This is a genomic window from Pseudomonas sp. SORGH_AS_0211 (assembly GCF_031453455.1).
Lineage (GTDB): Bacteria > Pseudomonadota > Gammaproteobacteria > Pseudomonadales > Pseudomonadaceae > Chryseomonas > Chryseomonas aestiva.
Genome location: NZ_JAVIZV010000001.1, coordinates 4,125,311 through 4,142,425, shown reverse-complemented (window position 1 = coordinate 4,142,425; position 17,115 = coordinate 4,125,311). Strand labels below are relative to the sequence as shown.

16 protein-coding genes are annotated in these 17,115 nt (G+C 70.6%); 11 read left to right on the top strand and 5 right to left on the bottom strand.

What is annotated here, in order from left to right:
- Positions 1–9: 9 nt before the first annotated feature.
- Complete coding sequence (gene mhpT, locus QE393_RS19150; RefSeq protein ID WP_310045054.1) at positions 10–1,242, top strand: 3-(3-hydroxy-phenyl)propionate transporter MhpT; 1,233 nt, start codon at positions 10–12, stop codon at positions 1,240–1,242.
- On the top strand, positions 1,235–2,476 hold the full coding sequence (locus QE393_RS19145) for a thiolase family protein (protein WP_310045051.1): 1,242 nt from the start codon (positions 1,235–1,237) through the stop codon (positions 2,474–2,476). Before mhpT ends, QE393_RS19145 begins: the two co-directional genes overlap by 8 nt.
- 183 nt (positions 2,477–2,659) lie before the next feature.
- Here the strand turns inward: QE393_RS19145 and QE393_RS19140 are convergent, their stop codons facing one another.
- The 5 genes from QE393_RS19140 to QE393_RS19120 all read right to left on the bottom strand — a co-directional run bounded on the left by QE393_RS19140 (position 2,660) and on the right by QE393_RS19120 (position 6,326).
- Complete coding sequence (locus tag QE393_RS19140; RefSeq protein ID WP_310045050.1) at positions 2,660–4,054, bottom strand: ATP-binding protein; 1,395 nt, start codon at positions 4,052–4,054, stop codon at positions 2,660–2,662.
- The gene (locus tag QE393_RS19135; RefSeq protein WP_310045048.1) at positions 4,051–4,728 is read right to left on the bottom strand and encodes a response regulator transcription factor; all 678 of its coding nucleotides are present in this window, start codon (positions 4,726–4,728) and stop codon (positions 4,051–4,053) included. Before QE393_RS19135 ends, QE393_RS19140 begins: the two co-directional genes overlap by 4 nt.
- A 58-nt stretch (positions 4,729–4,786) precedes the next feature.
- Complete coding sequence (locus tag QE393_RS19130; protein ID WP_310045047.1) at positions 4,787–5,338, bottom strand: chorismate mutase; 552 nt, start codon at positions 5,336–5,338, stop codon at positions 4,787–4,789.
- 425 nt (positions 5,339–5,763) lie between these two features.
- A complete protein-coding gene (gene zapA, locus QE393_RS19125; RefSeq protein WP_273805367.1) occupies positions 5,764–6,054 on the bottom strand; it encodes a cell division protein ZapA in 291 nt (96 codons plus the stop codon).
- Positions 6,051–6,326, bottom strand: coding sequence for a hypothetical protein (locus tag QE393_RS19120; protein WP_273805366.1), 276 nt, complete (start codon positions 6,324–6,326; stop codon positions 6,051–6,053). Before QE393_RS19120 ends, zapA begins: the two co-directional genes overlap by 4 nt.
- Before the next feature lie 300 nt (positions 6,327–6,626).
- Between QE393_RS19120 and arnB the strand changes: the two genes are divergently transcribed.
- The 9 genes from arnB to QE393_RS19075 are packed head-to-tail and all read left to right on the top strand — an operon-like array spanning position 6,627 to position 17,100.
- A complete protein-coding gene (arnB, locus tag QE393_RS19115; RefSeq protein WP_273805811.1) occupies positions 6,627–7,775 on the top strand; it encodes a UDP-4-amino-4-deoxy-L-arabinose aminotransferase in 1,149 nt (382 codons plus the stop codon).
- Positions 7,772–8,761 (top strand): undecaprenyl-phosphate 4-deoxy-4-formamido-L-arabinose transferase, encoded by a 990-nt coding sequence (gene arnC, locus QE393_RS19110; RefSeq protein WP_068384540.1) that lies wholly within the window; start codon positions 7,772–7,774, stop codon positions 8,759–8,761. Before arnB ends, arnC begins: the two co-directional genes overlap by 4 nt.
- A 14-nt stretch (positions 8,762–8,775) precedes the next feature.
- The gene (gene arnA / locus QE393_RS19105) at positions 8,776–10,755 is read left to right on the top strand and encodes a bifunctional UDP-4-amino-4-deoxy-L-arabinose formyltransferase/UDP-glucuronic acid oxidase ArnA (protein WP_405046263.1); all 1,980 of its coding nucleotides are present in this window, start codon (positions 8,776–8,778) and stop codon (positions 10,753–10,755) included.
- Positions 10,756–10,766: 11 nt separating this feature from the next.
- Positions 10,767–11,648 (top strand): 4-deoxy-4-formamido-L-arabinose-phosphoundecaprenol deformylase, encoded by an 882-nt coding sequence (gene arnD, locus QE393_RS19100; RefSeq protein ID WP_310045650.1) that lies wholly within the window; start codon positions 10,767–10,769, stop codon positions 11,646–11,648.
- Positions 11,645–13,288, top strand: a complete 1,644-nt coding sequence (gene arnT, locus QE393_RS19095) for a lipid IV(A) 4-amino-4-deoxy-L-arabinosyltransferase (protein ID WP_310045045.1) — start codon at positions 11,645–11,647, stop codon at positions 13,286–13,288. Before arnD ends, arnT begins: the two co-directional genes overlap by 4 nt.
- Entirely contained in the window at positions 13,285–13,626 is a 342-nt protein-coding gene (locus tag QE393_RS19090) for an EamA family transporter (RefSeq protein WP_160922093.1), read from the top strand. The genes arnT and QE393_RS19090 overlap by 4 nt, the downstream gene beginning before the upstream one ends.
- Positions 13,623–14,024 carry a 4-amino-4-deoxy-L-arabinose-phosphoundecaprenol flippase subunit ArnF gene (arnF, locus tag QE393_RS19085; protein ID WP_285386599.1) on the top strand — a complete coding sequence of 134 codons (402 nt, stop codon included), beginning with the start codon at positions 13,623–13,625 and terminating at the stop codon, positions 14,022–14,024. The genes QE393_RS19090 and arnF overlap by 4 nt, the downstream gene beginning before the upstream one ends.
- On the top strand, positions 14,021–15,418 hold the full coding sequence (locus QE393_RS19080; protein ID WP_133860355.1) for a UDP-glucose/GDP-mannose dehydrogenase family protein: 1,398 nt from the start codon (positions 14,021–14,023) through the stop codon (positions 15,416–15,418). The genes arnF and QE393_RS19080 overlap by 4 nt, the downstream gene beginning before the upstream one ends.
- Complete coding sequence (locus QE393_RS19075) at positions 15,418–17,100, top strand: glycosyltransferase family 39 protein (protein ID WP_310045040.1); 1,683 nt, start codon at positions 15,418–15,420, stop codon at positions 17,098–17,100. The genes QE393_RS19080 and QE393_RS19075 overlap by 1 nt, the downstream gene beginning before the upstream one ends.
- Positions 17,101–17,115 lie beyond the last annotated feature (15 nt).

Here is a 17,115-nt window from a genome sequence, read left to right as displayed (position 1 = left end):
GAGTCCACCATGCGCCTGCTCTCGACCGTTCCGCCCGGGGCCCGCCTGACCCTGCTGCTGTGCTTTATCGTCGCCCTGCTGGAGGGCATGGACCTCCAGGCCATGGGCATCGCCGCCCCGGCCATGGCCAAGGCCTTCGGCTTCCAGCCGGGGCAGATGGGCCTGGTGTTCAGCGCCAGCATCCTCGGCCTGCTGCCCGGCGCCTTCATCGGCGGCTGGTGCGCCGATCGCATCGGCCGCAAGAAGGTGCTGATCGCCTGCGTGCTGATCTTCGGGGTCTTCTCGGTGGCCACCGCCCATGTCTGGAGCCTGGAGAGCCTGCTGCTGGCGCGGCTGCTCACCGGCATCGGCCTGGGCGGCGCCCTGCCCAATCTGATCGCCCTGTCCGCCGAATCGGTGGACGAGCGCGCCCGGGCGACGGCGGTCAGCCTGATGTACTGCGGCGTACCCCTGGGTGGCGCCCTGGCGGCGGTGGTGGGGCTGCTGGACGTCGGCCGCTGGCAGACGGTGTTCTATGTCGGTGGCCTGGCGCCGCTGCTGGTGGCGCCGCTGCTCGGGCGCTACCTGGCGGAGACCGCCGGCTTTCTGCGCCATCGAGGCGGGCCTCAGGCGGGCGGACCGCGCGGGGCCTGGCTGGGCGCCATCCCGCTGTCGACCACCCTGCTGCTGTGGCTCGGCTACTTCTTCACCCTCACGGTGATGTACATGCTGCTCAACTGGCTGCCCTCGCTGCTGGTGGGCCAGGGCTTCAGCCGCGGCCAGGCGGTGGGGGTGCAGATCCTCTTCAACCTGGGCGGCGGCATCGGCTCGGTGCTGTTCGGCCTGCTCATGGATCGCTGGCGGCCACGGCTGACGGTGCTGGCCATCTACCTGGGCATCCTGCTGGGTCTGGCCGGGCTGGGTCTAGCCAAGGCCTATCCACTGGTGGCCCTGGCCGGCTTCGCCGCCGGACTGTTCGTGGTCGGTGGCCAACTGGTGCTCTATGCCCTGGCGCCGCAGCTCTATCCGGCGGCGGTGCGGGCAACCGGGACCGGTGCGGCCGTGGCGGTCGGCCGCCTGGGCGCCATGGCCGGACCGCTGCTGGCGGGCCAGGTCCTGGCCGTGGGCGGAGGCGCGGCGACCCTGGTGGTAGCCACTACCCCGGCAGTGCTGGTGGCGGCGGGCGCGGTGCTGGCCCTGCTGCAGCGGCGGACGGCGGTGCCGGCGGCTGCAGCCCGCGCCGAGGCGCCTGGTCATGCGTAACGGCATGGGTGCGCTCTACGACGATGTCCTGCTGCTGGATGGCGTGCGCACGCCCTGGACCGATCTGAATGGCGCCCTGGGGCAGGTGTCGCCCACCGACCTGGGCATCGCCGTGGCCCGGGCGCTGCTGGCACGCGGGCATGAGGCCGGGGCGGTGGATTCCGTGCTGGCCGGCTCGGTGGCCCAGGCCAGCTTCGATGCCTATCTGCTGCCACGCCATATCGGCCTCTATGCCGAGGTGCCCGAGGCGGTGCCGGCGCTGCAGGTGCAGCGGGTCTGCGGCACCGGCCTGGAGCTGCTGCGCCAGGCGGGCGATCAGTTGCAGAGCGGCCAGGCCAGCCGGGTGCTGTGCGTGGCGGCCGAGTCCATGACCCGCAATCCCATCGCCGCCTACACCCATCGCAGCGGCTTTCGCCTCGGCGCGCCGGTGGAATTCCACGACTTTCTCTGGGAGGCCCTCAAGGACCCGGCGGCCGGACTGGACATGATCGCCACCGCCGAGCGCCTGGCGCAGCGCCACGGCATCGCCCGCGCGGCCGTGGATGCCTGGGCACTGCGCAGTTTCGAGCGCGCCCTGGCGGCCCAGCGCCAGGGCTGGTTCGCGGAAGAGATCGTGCCGGTGGCGGCGGCGCGCTTCGAGGCCGAGGGCCTGGCGCCGCGGGCGTTGCGCCTGCCGCGGGGCTGCGCGGTGGTCGAGCATGACAGCCATCCACGGGAAACCTCGCGGGAGGCCCTGGCACGGCTGACGCCGGTGCATCCGGGCGGGGTCCAGACCGCCGGCAACAGCTGCGCGGTGGCCGACGGCGCCGCCGCCGTGCTGCTGACGCGAGGCGCGGACGCCGCGTCGGCACGGGCACTGGCCTGGGTGCGCGGCAGTTGCGTGGTAGGCGTGCCGCCGGACGTCATGGGCAGCGGCCCGGTGCCGGCCATCCAGGGCCTGCTCGACCGCGTCGGCCTGGCGCTGGAGGCCATCGACCGCCTGGAGATCAACGAAGCCCAGGGCGCCCAGCTGCTGGCGGTGCAGCGCGCCCTGGAGCTGGATCCAGCGCGACTCAATGTCCACGGCGGCGCCATCGCCCTGGGACACCCGCTGGCCGCCACCGGCCTGCGCCTGGCCATCACCCTGGCGCGTCAGTTGCGCGCCGAGGGGCTCAGGTACGGGGTGGCGGCGGTGTGCATCGGCGGTGGGCAGGGGATGGCGGTGCTGCTGGAAAATCCGGGGTGGCGGGGATAGGGCGGAACACCGGGATTTAGCGCCGTGCCGGGCAGCCCCTCTCCCATGGGGAGAGGGTTGGGGTGAGGGGTAGGACAGGGCTCTGGCGTGTTGGGCTTCGCTGCGCTCAACCCAACCTGCGAGGGTATCAGGGCGCCGGATTACTCCCTCTCCATTGGGGGAGAGGGTAGCTTTCCACCCAACCTACGAAGCCTCCGCCGGCGGCACGACCAGGGGCGGGAAATGGATGGCCACGCGCAGGCCGTGGCCGCCTGCCGCGGTCGCCAGTTCGATGCCGGCGTCGTGGGCGATGGCGATGTCGCGGACGATGGCCAGCCCCAGGCCGGTGCCATGGATGCCGCGGTCGAGGCGATAGAAACGCTCGAAGATGCGTTCGCGCTCCGCCTCGGGAATGCCCGGGCCGTCGTCTTCCACCTCCAGCACCGTCGCCCCGGCCTGGCCGCGCAGCCGCACCGTGACCTGACCGCCGCGCGGGGTGTATCTGAGGGCGTTGTCGACCAGGTTGTCGAGCAGGTCGCGCAGCTGGAAGGCGTTGCCCTGCACGGTCTGCGGCTCCAGTTCGTAGCCCAGGTCGATGTTGTGGCCATCGGCCTGGGACAGCTGGCTTGGCATGGCTGCGCCGATCAGCTCGTCCAGCCGCAAGGGCTCGCGCGGCGGGCTTTCCAGCCGCGCGGTGGCGGCGCGGGCCAGGGTCAGCAACTGGTTGGTCTGGCGGGTCATGCGCTCGGTGGCGGCCTGGAGTTGCGCCAGGGCCGCGGCGCTTTCGGCATCGCCGGCATGGCGCTGGCGCAGCCACTGGGTCAGGGTGCTGATGCCGGCCAGCGGGGTGCGCAACTGGTGGGCCATGTCGTCGAGAAAGGCGCGCTGGTTGCGCGCGCCCTCGCGGATGCGCAGCAGTAGACCGTTGAGCGCGGTGACGAAGGTGCCCAGTTCGCGGGGCGCACCCTCTTCGCGCAGCGGCGCCAGGTCATCGTAGTGGCGGCTGTCGAGCTGGCGCTCCAGCCGTTCCAGGGGTTTGAGGCCCCGGCGTACCGCCCAGAGCAGCTGGGCGGCGATCAGCAGGGCGACCAGGATCTGCACCGCTACCAGGGTCAGCACCATGCGCTGCAGGGCGGCGGTGTGGCGACTCAGGGTCTGGGCCACGCTGGCCACCACCGGTTGCCCGGCCACTACGCCCAGGCGGCCGACCATGAACACCGAGCGATCGTTGATGCGGGTGCGCAGGGCGGTGGTATGGCCGTCGCGCATCTCGTCGGTGATCTCCTGGACCGGCATCGCGGCATCGCCGAACAGCAGCTGGCCGTCGAGGCTGCGCACCGCCAGCCAGACGTGGTCGTGGCTGTTGTGGCGCAGCAGGTAGTCGGCTTCCGTCGGCAGCCACAGGCGGCCGTTGCCATCCACTTCCAGCTGTTCGAGCAGCAGGATCGCCGCATCGGTGAGATCACCGTCCAGGGCGCTGAACGCCGGTTTGCGGGCGAACTGGTAGCTGACCACGGCGCCGCCGAGATTGACCAGCAGCACCGGCAGCACCAGCCATTTCAGCAGCCGCCGGCGCAGGCTGGGCGCGGTGGCGGTCATGGCGCGGCTTCTTCCAGGCGATAGCCGAAGCCGCGCACGGTACGGATGCCGACCCCGGAGTCGGTCAGTTTCAACCGTAGCCGCGAGACATAGACCTCCACGGCGTTGTGGGTCAGGTCCTCGCTGCCCCAGGGGGCCAGGGCGTCGATGATCTGCTGCTTGGAGACCACCTTGCCGGCCTGGCGCAGCAGGTGTTCGAGCACCGCCCACTCGCGGGCCGAGAGATCCAGCGGGGTGTCGCCGAGGCGCGCCTGGTGGGCGGCGGTGTCCAGGCGCAGGGCCCCGAGGGTGAGGTCGGCGCTGTTCTGGCCACCGGCGCGACGGACCAGCGCCTTGATCCGCGCCACCAGCTCGGGCACGGCGAAGGGCTTGACCAGGTAGTCGTCGGCGCCCACCTCGAAGCCATGTACCCGGTCGTCGATGGCGTCGCGGGCGGTGAGCAGCAGCACCGGCTGATCGCTGCCACGCTGGCGCAGGCGGCGGACCACCTCGAAGCCGTCCAGGCCACCGGGCAGGCCGATGTCCAGCACCACCACGGCGAAGCGGGTGGTGCGCAGCCAGGCGTCGGCCTCGGCGCCGTTGCGCAGGAGATCGACCTGCATGCCATGGCCTTCCAGGACGCGGCGGATACCGTCGGCCAGGGTGGCGTCATCTTCGACGAGCAGGATGTGCATGTAGGGTCCTTGGATTCAACGCGGTTCGGTCGCCGTGCCGCCGATTATGCACAGGCTCTCAGCGCGGCAGGGTGCAGAAATCGCCCAGTGCCCGCACCAGGGCCAGGCGGTGGAGATCATCGGGGCGTGCGACGGCGAGCTGGGCGGCGAGGGCGCGCTCCAGCTGCGCCGGGCAGTCCGCGGCGGCGCGCAATTCGCCGGTGGCGGCGAGACCGCCGAGCAGCCTGGCCTGGAGTTCGTTCAGCCGGGTCCTGAGCACCGCTAGGTCCGTCGTGCTGGCGGGCAGCGGCTGTTCGTTGCGCCGCCAGGCCTGCAGCAGGCCGTATTGCACCAGCTTGTTGGCTTCCATCTGGGCGGCGAAAAAGGTCTGGGCGGTGGCCGGGGAGACGGCGGCGCCGGGCGCGGCCTGGGCGACGTCCTGCAGCACCTGGCGTTCGCGGGCTTCGTCCAGCACCGGCTTGCCGCTGTCGTGCTTGCTGCGGGCGACCTGATCGGCCAGCGTCAGGCGCTGGGCCATGGCGTCCAGCAGGGCCGGCAGCGGCGCCGGCGCGGCCTGGGCGCCGAGGGCGATACTCAAGAGCGGCAGGGCGAGCCAGCGAACACCCGACATGACGGACCTCCAGGGCAGGGGAAGGGGCCCCGAAGCTCGCACGGGGCCGCGGGGCGGTCAAGATGAGCGGAGCAGGGCGGTTGCGCGGGAATGAGGTGGAGGGGGCGGCCCTCACCCCAGCCCTCTCCCCGAGGGAGAGGGGGCGGAGCGGGCGTCCGGCGTAGGGTGGAAAACCGCGGAGCGTTTTCCTCGCGGGTGCCGTGGCCCCGTGGATGAGGCTGCGCCGTCATCCACGCTACGGAGTCGCGCGCAGGCGGAGCCTGTGGCTTTGGTAGGTTGGGTTGAGACGGCTCCTCCGTCGAAGCCCAACACGGCGGGGTCGAGCAGATGCCGGTGGCTTCGCGCGGAGCGGTTCCCTCACCCCAGCCCTCTCCCAGAGGGAGAGGGGGCAGAGCGGCGCGGGTGCCGTGCCGCTGTGGATGAGGCTAGGCCTCCTGCGTCGCCCGTACCTCGGCGGTCAGGGCCTGGAGGCGGGCGTCGAGGGCGGTCAGGGCGCCGGCGTCGGCGGCGGTGTCCAGGCTCAGGCGCAGAGCGGCCAGGACCAGCAGCTCGATGGCGTCACCGCGGCGGCGATCGCCCTGGATGGCGACCAGTTCGTCACGCAGGCGGGCGGCGGCCTGTTGCAGGGCGGCGCGGTCGCCTTCGGCCACCTTGAAGCGGTAGCGGCGACCGAGCACCTCCACCTCGTCGTCGGCGCCCGCGTTGGCGGTCTTCACTCGACGCTGGCCGCGTGGCGCTGCTCGGTATCAGCGGCCACCGCCTGCTCGACGGACTGCGCGGACAGCAGGGCCAGCAGGCCTTCCACGCGCTGGCGGGTGCTGGCGCCGTGTTCTTCCTGCTCCAGCAGACTCAGTTGCAGGGTGTCGTTTTCCTCGCGCGCGGCCAGCAGGGCCTGCTCCAGTTCCTGGGTGCGGGCGGTCAGGCGCTGGTTGCGCTGCAGCAGGTCGCGGATGGCGGTTTCCAGTTCGCTCAGGGTGTTGTCCAGCATGGGCGCGGTCGTCTCTCGTGTCAGGTTCGGGACTGCCAAGGGGGCAGGGGTCAGCATTCTAGGCCTCTCACCGACCACCGGCACCCCATTCGTCGTGGGCTAAGCCCTTGTTTTGCCAAGAGGTTCACGGGGGTGGCCAGCAAGCTGACCGGCTGTCAGGCAGTTGTCAGGTTGCGCTAAGGGGGCCGTAAGGCAAGACGCCTTAGCCTGGGCTCATCGCGTCGGCTGTCCTGTCCCGGCGCCCCTCGCTTCGGATGAGCCGCCATGACCGATCTGTCCCAGAGCACCGCCCCGCGTCAGCTGGACGAGCCTTTCCTGCCGTTCTCCCGGCCCAGCATCGGCGCCGAGGAAGTGGCCGCGGTGAGCCGGGTGCTGACCTCGGGCTGGATCACCACCGGGCCCCAGGCCAACCTGCTGGAAGAGCGCTTCGCCGATTCCGTGGGCGCCGCCCATGCGGTGGCCCTGTGCTCGGCCACCGCCGCCATGCACGTGACCCTGCTGGCGCTGGACATCGGTCCGGGCGACGAGGTGATCACCCCCTCGCTGACCTGGGTCTCCACCGCCAACATGATCACCCTGATCGGCGCCACCCCGGTGTTCGTCGACGTCGACCGCGACACCCTGATGGTCTCCGCCGAGCAGGTGGCCGCCGCCATCACCCCGCGCACCAAGGCCATCGTGCCGGTGCACTACGCCGGCGCCAGCTGCGACCTGACCCCGCTGCGCGCCCTGGCCCGCGAGCATGGCGTGGCGCTGATCGAAGACGCCGCCCACGCCGCCGGCACCCGCTACCAGGGCGAGCCCATCGGCCAGCGCGGCACCGCCATCTTCAGCTTTCACGCCATCAAGAATCTGACCTGCGCCGAAGGCGGCATGCTGGTGACCGACGACGCCACCCTGGCCGAGCGGGTACGGCGCTTGAAATTCCATGGCCTGGCGGTGGATGCCTTCGACCGTCATGCCCTGGGTCGCAAGCCCCAGGCCCAGGTGCAGGAGCCCGGCTTCAAGTACAACCTCTCTGACATCCATGCCGCCCTGGCGCTGGTGCAGCTGGATCGCCTGGGCGACATCAACAGCCGCCGCCGGCTGCTGGCCCAGGCCTACACCCAGCGCCTGGCGGCGCTGCCGGTCGCGCCCCTGGCACTGCCCGACTACGCCCAGACCCACGCCTGGCACCTCTACATCCTGCGCATCTGCCCCGAGCGCTGCGGGATGGAGCGCGAGGCCTTCATGGCCGGCCTCAAGGCGCGCGGCATCGGCACCGGCATCCATTTCACCGCCACCCACCTGCATCCCTGGTACCGCGAGCGCTGGCCGGAGCTGGCGCTGCCCAACAGCGAATGGAATTCGGCACGGCTGTGCTCCATCCCGCTGTTCCCCGACATGACCCTCGCCGACGTCGACCGCGTGGTCGGCGCCATCGAAGACCTGCTGGAGAAAGGCGCATGAAGCCCTATGCCATCGACCGGGTATCCGTGGTGATCCCCGTCTACAACGAAGAAGCCAGCCTGCCGGAACTGCTGCGCCGCACCCGCGCCGCCTGCCGCCTGCTGGATTGCCAGGTGGAGATCATCCTGGTCGACGACGGCAGCCGCGACCGCAGTGCCGAACTGCTGCAGCAGGCCGCCAGCGAGCCGGACAGTCCCGTCGTGGCGGTGCTGCTCAATCGCAACTACGGCCAGCACTCGGCGATCCTCGCCGGCTTCGAGCAGGCCCGTGGCGATCTGATCATCACCCTGGACGCCGATCTGCAGAATCCGCCGGAAGAGATCCCGCGCCTGGTGCACACCGCCGCCCAGGGCTACGACGTGGTCGGCACCGTGCGCCAGCAGCGCCAGGATTCCTACCTGCGCACCCTGCCGTCGCGGCTGATCAACCGTGCCGTGCAGCGCTCCACCGGCGTCGCCATGCGCGACTACGGCTGCATGCTGCGCGCCTATCGTCGCCAGGTGGTGCAGTCGATGCTGGCCTGCCACGAGCGCAGCACCTTCATCCCGATCCTGGCCAACAGCTTCGCCCGCCACACCACCGAGATCGAGGTGGCCCACGCCGAGCGCGAACACGGGGATTCCAAGTACGGCTTCCTCAAGCTGATCAACCTGATGTTCGACCTGCTGACCTGCATGACCACCACCCCGCTGCGCATGCTCAGCCTGTTCGGGGGCGGCCTGGCCATCTTCGGCTTCCTCTTCGCCGCGCTGCTGCTGGTGCTGCGCGTCACCCACGGCGCCGAGTGGGCGGCCGATGGCGTGTTCTCGCTGTTCGCCGTGCTGTTCATCTTCACCGGCGCCCAGTTCGTCGGCCTCGGTCTGCTCGGCGAGTACCTCGGCCGGGTGTACCACGACGTCCGTGCCCGGCCCCGGTTCCACGTGGAACAAGTGATCCGCGCCGCCACCCTTTCTCCTTCGCCGGCGCCGCTGCGCCAGGTCCAGTAACAGGAAAGCCCCTGATGAAAACCGCCATCGTCTTCGCCTACCACGACATCGGCTGCGCCGGCCTCGCCGCGCTGATCCAGGCCGGCTATCCCATCGCCGCCGTCTTCACCCACCCGGATGACCCGAGCGAAAACCGCTTCTTCGGTTCGGTGGCCCAGCTCTGCGCCCGCCATGGCATCCCGGTGCACGCCCCGGAAGACGTCAACCACCCGATCTGGGTCGAGCGCATCCGCGCCCTGGAGCCGGATTTCATCTTCTCCTTCTATTACCGCAACCTGCTGTCCAACGACGTCCTGGCCTGCGCCAAGCGCGGCGCTTACAACCTGCACGGTTCGCTGCTGCCGCGCTATCGCGGTCGCGCCCCGGCCAACTGGGTGCTGGTCAACGGCGAGACCGAGACTGGCGTAACCCTGCACCGCATGGTCCAGCGCGCCGACGCCGGCGCCATCGTCGCCCAGCAGCGCGTCGCCATCGCCGCCGACGACACCACCCTGACCCTGCACGCCAAGCTGCGCGAAGCCAGCCAGACACTCCTGCGCGACAGCCTGCCGGCCCTGGCTGAAGGCCGCCTGACCGAGCGTGAGCAGGACGAGAGCCAGGCCACCACCTTTGGCCGCCGCAGCGCCGCCGATGGCGAGCTGGAGTGGAGCCGTCCGGCCGTGGAACTGGGCAACCTGGTGCGCGCCGTGACTCAACCCTATCCGGGCGCCTTTGGCTGGATCGGTGACCGCAAGCTGATCGTCTGGAGCGCCCAGGCGCGCCAGGAAAGCCATGGCCAGGCCCCCGGCAGTGTGCTGAGCCTGGAGCCGCTGCGCATCGCCTGTGGCGAGGGCGTCCTGGAAATCCAGGCCGGTCAGCTGGGCGACAACGGCCTGTACCTGTCCGGTCCGCAACTGGCCCGCGAAGCCGGCCTGGTGGCCGGTGCCCGCCTGCATCGCCAGGATCGCCGCGCCAAGCGCCGCACCCGGGTGCTGATCCTGGGCGTCAACGGCTTCATCGGCAACCACCTCTCCGAGCGCCTGCTGGCCGACGGCGAGTACGAGGTCTATGGCCTGGACATCGGCTCCGACGCCATCGAGCGGCTCAAGGCCGATCCGAATTTCCACTATGTGGAAGGCGACATCTCCATCCACACCGAGTGGCTGGAATACCACATCAAGAAGTGCGACGTGGTGCTGCCGCTGGTGGCCATCGCCACCCCCATCGAATACACCCGCAATCCGCTGCGCGTGTTCGAACTGGACTTCGAGGAAAACCTCAAGATCGTTCGCCACTGCGTGAAGTACAACAAGCGCGTGATCTTCCCGTCCACCTCCGAGGTGTACGGCATGTGCCAGGACGAGCGCTTCGACGAAGACCGCTCCAACCTGGTGGTCGGCCCGATCAACAAGCAGCGCTGGATCTACTCGGTCTCCAAGCAGCTGCTCGACCGGGTCATCTGGGCCTACGGCGCCAAGGGCCTGAAATTCACCCTGTTCCGCCCGTTCAACTGGATGGGTCCGCGCCTGGATCGCCTGGACTCCGCGCGCATCGGCAGCTCCCGCGCCATCACCCAGCTGATCCTCAACCTGGTGGAAGGCACCCCGATCAAGCTGGTCGACGGCGGCGCCCAGAAGCGCTGCTTCACCGACGTCGACGACGGCATCGAGGCGCTGTTCCGCATCATCGAGAACCAGGGCGGTCGCTGCGACGGCCAGATCGTCAACATCGGCAACCCGGACAACGAAGCGAGCATCCGCGAGCTGGCCGAAGAGCTGCTGGCCCAGTTCGAGGCCCATCCGCTGCGCCATGAATTCCCGCCCTTCGCCGGCTTCCGCGAGGTGGAGAGCAAGAGCTTCTACGGCGACGGCTACCAGGACGTGGCCCACCGCAAGCCCAGCGTGGAAAACGCCCGCCGCCTGATCGACTGGCAGCCGACCACCGCCATGGCCGCCACCGTCGGCAAGACGCTGGACTTCTTCCTGCGCGAAGCCATGGCGCAGCGGGAGGCCTGATGAACACCCTGATCCCGGCCAGCCTGCGCATCGACGTGGACACCTATCGCGGCACCCGCGAAGGGGTACCGCGACTGCTCGACCTGCTGGACGAAGCCGGGGTCAAGGCCACCTTCTTCTTCAGCGTCGGGCCGGACAACATGGGGCGCCACCTCTGGCGCCTGGTGAAGCCCACCTTCCTGTGGAAGATGCTCCGCTCCAAGGCCGCCAGCCTCTATGGCTGGGACATCCTGCTGGCCGGCACCGCCTGGCCGGGTCGCCCCATCGGCCGCGACCTCGGCCACCTGATGCGCGAGACCCGCGCCCGCGGCCACGAGGTCGGGCTGCACGCCTGGGACCACCACGCCTGGCAGGCCCATACCGGCAGCTGGAGCCTGGAGCGCCTGGGTGCGGAATTCGGCCGTGGCCTGCAGGCCCTGGAAGACATCCTCGGTGCCAGGGTGGACTGCTCCGCCGCCGCCGGCTGGCGCGCCGATCCGCGCGTGGTGCTGGCCAAGGAAGCCTTCGGCCTCAGGTACAACAGCGATTGCCGCGGCAGTGCGCTGTTCCGCCCGCGCCTGGGCAACGGCAGCCACGGCACCCCCCAGGTGCCGGTGGACATGCCGACCTTCGACGAGGTGGTCGGCCCGGAGCTGGCCGCCGGTGACTGGAACAACTATCTGCTCAAGCGCTTCCGTCCGGGGGCGCTCAATGTCTACACCCTGCACGCCGAGGTGGAAGGCATCGCCTTCGCCGAGGACTTCCGCGCCCTGCTCAAGGCGGCGCGGGAGGAGGGCATCCTGTTTCTGACCCTGGGCGACCGCCTGCCAGCCGATCCGCGCCAGTTGCCCGCCGGCAATCTGGTGCGTGGCAGCCTGGCCGGACGCCAGGGCTGGCTGGGCGTGCAGGCATGAGTCGGCGGCGCCTGTGGATGCTGCTGCCGCTGGCGCTGCTGGCCTATGCCTTGCCGCTGGCCTGGCGCGGCCTGTGGATTCCGGACGAGTCGCGCTATGCGCAGATCGCCCAGGAGCTCTGGCGGCGTGGCGACTGGGTGGTGCCGCACTTCCTTGGCTTGCCCTATTTCGAGAAGCCCATAGGCGGCTACTGGACCCAGGCCATCGCCCAGGCCTGGCTCGGTGATTCGCTGCTGAGCGTACGCCTGGTGCCGCTGCTGGCCAGTCTCGCCACCGCCGCCCTGGTGGCGCGCCTGACCCGGCTGATCTGGCAGGACCGCCCGCTGGCGCTGCTTGCCGGGGTGGTCTATCTCTCCTGCGTGGCCGTGGCGGGTCTGGCCACCTACGTCACCCTCGACGCCCAGTTCGCCTTCTGGATGGCCCTGGCGCTGCTCGCCCTCTGGCAGGCCCAGGCCGCCGAGACCCGCGGCGCGGCCCTGGGCCAGTGGGCACTGCTGGGGCTGGCCTGTGGCTGCGGCCTGCTGACCAAGGGCTTTCTCGCCCTGGTGCTGCCGGTGCTGGTGGCCGTGCCCTTCTTCCTCCTGCAGCGGCGCCTGGGCGAGTTGCTCTGCCGCGGTCCGCTGGCGGTGCTGGTGGCGATCCTGGTGGTGGCGCCCTGGGCGCTGCTGGTGGCTCAGCGCGATGCGGATTTCTGGAATTTCTTCTTCTGGCACGAGCACATCCAGCGTTTCGCCGGCCAGGACGCCCAGCACGAGCGGCCGTTCTGGTTCTATGGCCCGGTGCTGCTGCTGGCCATCCTGCCCTGGGCCGGCCTCCTGCCGCGTACCCTGGGCCGGACCTGGCAGGAGCGCCGCCATGCCGGTACCGCCTTCCTCGGCATCGCCGTGGTCGGCCAGCTGCTGTTCTTCAGCTTCAGCCGCGGCAAGCTGCCCACCTACCTGCTGCCGACCCTGGCCGCCCTGGTGCCGCTGCTGGCGCGCACCCTGCTGGAGGCGGGCCGACGCGGCGCCACCGGCGCCCTGCGCCTGAACGGCCTGTGCAATCTGCTGCTGGGCCTGGCCGGCGTTGCCGCCCTGCTGATCTATGGCGGCCGCCTCTACGAGAGCGGCGAAGGCCTGACCCGTGCCCTGGCCCTGCTGGCGCCCCTGGCGCTGCTGCTGGCCGGCCTGGCCGCGCTGGTCTGGCCGCGGCGCACCCTGCTGGCACCGGCCCTGGCGCTGTGGGTGCTGCTGCCGCTGCTGTCCATCGCCCTGCCCAACGGCCTGGTCGACAACAAGCTGCCGAGCAGCTTCATCCAGGCCCAGCTCGGCCACTTCAAGAATGCCGGCCTGCTGGTCAGCAACGACCTCGGCGTGGCCGCCAGCCTGGCCTGGGCCACCCACCGCGACGACGTGGTGCTGGTGGGCGGTCCGGGCGAGCTCAAGTACGGCTTCGCCCGCGAGCCGGCCAGCGGTCGCCTGATCGAAGAGCGTGACCTGGCCGCCTGGCTCGCCGCCCATCGCGACCAGGGTCCGGTGGCCATCCTCTTGCGGGTCGACGGTCCCGGCGATCGCCAGCTGCTCGACAGCCTGCCCGAACCTGGCGAGAGCATCGCCAGCGAGCGTCTGGTGCTGCTGGTCTATCCGAGGCCGACACCATGACGGCCCTCGACGGCCTGCTGATCGCCGTGGTGATCGGCCTCACCTGCGCCGGCCAACTGGGCCAGAAGCGCGCGGTGGCCGCCGGCAATGCCCTGGCCGCACGACTGCGCTCGCCCTGGCTGTGGGGCGCCCTGGTCTGCCTGGGCCTGGCCCTGCTGGTCTGGTGCGCGGTGCTGCAGCGGGTGCCGGTAGGCGTCGCCTATCCCTTGCTTTCGCTCAACACCCTGGCGGTGACCCTGCTGGCCCGGCTGGTGTTTGGCGAGAGGGTGGATGCCCGTGCCTGGTGCGGCTGCCTGTGCATCGTCGCCGGCGCCGCGCTGCTGGGAGGCCAGCTATGAACGGCCTGTTCCCGCTCGGCCTGAGCATCCTGCTCACCACCCTCGCGCAACTGTCCCTGCGCGCCGCCCTGGTGCGGCTGCCGGCGATGGCCACGTGGCTGAGCACGCCGTCGGCGCTGTTCGGCGCGGCCGGTCTGCTGCTGGCCCTGGGCATCCTCTGCTACGGCCTGTCGCTGCTGGCCTGGCTGGCGGCCCTGGCGCGCCTGCCGCTGGGTCGCGCCTATGCGGCGCTCGGCCTCTCCTACGTCTTCGTCCACCTCGGCGCGGCCTGGCTGCCAGGCGCCGCCGAATCCTTCACCCCCTGGAAAACCCTGGGCGTCGCGCTGGTCGTGGCCGGCGTCGCCCTCGTCGGCGGGCCCCGCGCCAGCGCCGCTCCCACCCTGAGGAATACCCTATGAACATCAGCGTTTTCGGCATCGGCTACGTGGGTCTGGTGCAGGCCGCCGTGCTGGCGGAAGTCGGCCACCAGGTGGTGTGCATGGACATCGACCGCGCCAAGATCGACAAGCTCAAGCGCGGCGAGGTGACCCTCTATGAGCCGGGTCTGGAAGAGCTGGTGCGCAGCAACCTGGCCGCCGGCCGCCTGGTGTTCACCCACGAGGCCGCCGAGGCCGTGGCCCATGGCGCCGTGCAGTTCATCGCCGTCGGCACCCCGCCGGCCGCCGATGGCTCGGCCGATCTGTCCGCCGTCTTCGCCGTGGCCGAGACCATCGCCCGCCTGCGGCGCGAGCCGCTGATCGGCCAGCCGGTCTCCCGCGATCCGCTGCTGGTGGTGAACAAGTCCACCGTGCCGGTGGGCACCGGCGACCGGGTTCGCGCGCTGATCCACGAGGTGCTCGCCGAAGAGGGTCGCACCCTGCACGTGGAGGTGGTCTCCAATCCGGAATTCCTCAAGGAAGGCGCCGCCATCGCCGACTGCAAGAAGCCCGATCGCATCGTGGTGGGCACCGATTCGCCGGTGGCCCGCGACGTGATGCGCGAACTCTATGCGCCCTTCAACCGCAACCATGACCGCATCCAGTGCATGGACCTGCGCAGCGCCGAGCTGGCCAAGTACGCCGCCAACAGCCTCCTGGCGGTCAAGATCAGCTTCATCAACCAGATCGCCGAACTGGCCGAGCACGTCGGCGCCGACATCGAGGCGGTGCGCCAGGCCATCGGCGCCGATCCGCGCATCGGCCACCACTTCATCTACCCGGGCTGCGGCTACGGCGGCTCCTGCTTCCCCAAGGACCTGCAGGCGCTGATCCGCACCGGCGAGGAAAACGCCGTGGAGCTGGATCTGCTGCGCGCCGTGGAAGCCATCAACGTGCGCCAGAAGACCAAGCTGTTCGAGCGCATCAACACCTACTTCGACGGTGACCTGCGCGGCCGTACCTTCGCTCTCTGGGGACTGGCCTTCAAGCCCAACACCGACGACATGCGCGATGCGCCCAGCCGGGTGCTGATGGAAGCCCTCTGGGAGGCCGGCGCCAAGGTGCGCGCCTTCGATCCGGTGGCCATGGCCGAGGCCCAGCGTCTCTATGGCCACGACGAGCGCCTGGCGCTGATGGGCACCCCCGAGGCCGCCCTGGCCGGGGCCGATGCCCTGGTCATCTGCACCGAGTGGCAGCAGTTCAAGGCGCCGGATTTCGATCTGATCGCCCGCCAGCTCAACCAGCCGGTGATCTTCGACGGCCGCAACCTGTTCGATCCCGAGCGCATGGAGCGCCGTGGCATCGAATACTTCGCCATCGGGCGTGGCGCCGCCCTGGGCGGTCCCCAGGTCGCCCGCCGCGTGGATGCCGCCTGATGGTCTCGCCCATGCCCCTGACCCCACGCAGCGCGCCCCTCTTCGCGCTGCCGGCGGCCAGTCGCCTGCGCCGCGAAAGCCTGCTGCTCGGGGTGGTCGCCACCCTGATGTTCACCCTCGGCATCTGGAACCAGGCGCCCCAGGGCTTCGACGGTCGCTGGGCGGTCTTCCTCAGCGAGATGTTTCGCCATGGCCCGTCCTTTTTCGCCACCACCTACGGCCAGCCCTATCCGGACTATCCCGGCACCGCCACCTGGCTGAGCTGGCTGGCCGCGCGGGTGATCGGCGCGCCCAACCACCTGGCCAACGTGCTGCCCACCGCCCTGGCCTCGGCCGCGGTGCTGGCACTGACCTATCGCCTGCTGGCCGACACCCGCCGCGCCTGGGCGCTGCTCACGGTGCTGCTGGTGGCCCTGACCCCGCAATGGCTGGAAAAGGCCCGCGCGGTCTGCCTGGACCAGCTGGTCGCCCTGGTGGTGCTGCTCTGCTTCTACCTGCTCCATAGCGCCGACCGCGACGGCCGCCCGCTGCGCCGCCTGCTGGTACTGCCGCTGTTCGCCCTGGGCTTCGCCATCCGCGGCCCGCTGGGGCTGATCGAGCCCTGTGGCGTGGTCTGCCTCTACTGGCTGGTGGTCGCCTGGGGCGAGCCGGCGCGCCGCACCCTTGCCCTGCAGCGGCTGCTGGGCTACGGCCTGGCCGGTCTGGCCTTGCTCGCCCTCGGCTGGTGGACGCTGATCCAGCTGGCCCATCACGAGGGCGGGGCGGACTTCGCCGCCGAGGTCTGGCACATGCAGGTCACCGGCCGGCTGGACGAAAGCGGCAAGCCCTTCTGGTTCTATCTGCAGCTGGGGCTGTATCGCTATCTACCCGTGCTGCCCCTGGCGCTGCTGGTGCTGCTGGCCGAGCGCCGTCGGCTGCCGGCCTGGCCGCACACCGCCCAGCGCCGCCTGTTGCTGGGTCTCGCCGGTAGCGGCCTGCTGATCCTGGTCGGGCTGTCCATCCCGCACTTCAAGCGCGCCTACTATGTGGTGCCCATGGTGCCCTTCCTGGCCGCCATCGCCGCCCATGGCCTCCTGCGCGCCGAGGGCTGGTTCCGCCGGGTCGCGCCGCTCTACACGGCGCTGGTGCTGGCCCTGCCGGGGCTGGCCCTGGTGGCCATGCTGGTCTGTCGTCACCTCTGGCAGCGCCACGGCTACTGGCCGGAGGTCTCCCTGGCGTTGCTGGTACCGGTCTTCGTCGCCCTGCAGATCGCCGCCCTGGTCAGCTGGCGCCGGCTGCACGGCAACCGCCGCCTGCTCATGCTGAGCGCCCTGGCGCTGGCCGCCCAGTGGCTGATGCTGGTCACGGTGGTGGAGCCGGCTCAGGACCTGCAGTACGACACCCGTGGCTTCGTCCAGCAGGTGGAGGGTCTGCGTCAGCAGCAGCCGGGTCCCCTGGTGTTCTTCGGTCTCGGCCAGGACAGCTGGGCGATCCGCTACATGATGAACCTGGACCACGACGAGCAGCCGATCTTCATCGCCCGGCCGCAGGTCGCGGACCTGGCGCACCTGCCGTCCGGCGCCTGGATCATCCTCGCCCGCGACGATCGCGAGCTGCTGGCGGGCACCCCGCTGGCCGACCTCACCCCGGTGCTGGGTCGCCGCCTCAACGGCAACCCCTGCCTGGTGTATCGCCTGCCCTGAGGCCTCCTGAGCCGC

Excerpts from the sequence above, each read along its gene's own strand:
- mhpT (WP_310045054.1), top strand. The coding sequence starts at position 10 with ATGCGCCTGCTCTCGACCGTTCCGCCCGGGGCCCGCCTGACCCTGCTG.
- QE393_RS19145 (WP_310045051.1), top strand. The coding sequence starts at position 1,235 with ATGCGTAACGGCATGGGTGCGCTCTACGACGATGTCCTGCTGCTGGAT.
- QE393_RS19140 (WP_310045050.1), bottom strand. The coding sequence starts at position 4,054 with ATGACCGCCACCGCGCCCAGCCTGCGCCGGCGGCTGCTGAAATGGCTG.
- QE393_RS19135 (WP_310045048.1), bottom strand. The coding sequence starts at position 4,728 with ATGCACATCCTGCTCGTCGAAGATGACGCCACCCTGGCCGACGGTATC.
- QE393_RS19130 (WP_310045047.1), bottom strand. The coding sequence starts at position 5,338 with ATGTCGGGTGTTCGCTGGCTCGCCCTGCCGCTCTTGAGTATCGCCCTC.
- QE393_RS19120 (WP_273805366.1), bottom strand. The coding sequence starts at position 6,326 with ATGCTGGACAACACCCTGAGCGAACTGGAAACCGCCATCCGCGACCTG.
- arnC (WP_068384540.1), top strand. The coding sequence starts at position 7,772 with ATGAAGCCCTATGCCATCGACCGGGTATCCGTGGTGATCCCCGTCTAC.
- arnA (WP_405046263.1), top strand. The coding sequence starts at position 8,776 with ATGAAAACCGCCATCGTCTTCGCCTACCACGACATCGGCTGCGCCGGC.
- arnT (WP_310045045.1), top strand. The coding sequence starts at position 11,645 with ATGAGTCGGCGGCGCCTGTGGATGCTGCTGCCGCTGGCGCTGCTGGCC.
- QE393_RS19090 (WP_160922093.1), top strand. The coding sequence starts at position 13,285 with ATGACGGCCCTCGACGGCCTGCTGATCGCCGTGGTGATCGGCCTCACC.
- arnF (WP_285386599.1), top strand. The coding sequence starts at position 13,623 with ATGAACGGCCTGTTCCCGCTCGGCCTGAGCATCCTGCTCACCACCCTC.
- QE393_RS19080 (WP_133860355.1), top strand. The coding sequence starts at position 14,021 with ATGAACATCAGCGTTTTCGGCATCGGCTACGTGGGTCTGGTGCAGGCC.
- QE393_RS19075 (WP_310045040.1), top strand. The coding sequence starts at position 15,418 with ATGGTCTCGCCCATGCCCCTGACCCCACGCAGCGCGCCCCTCTTCGCG.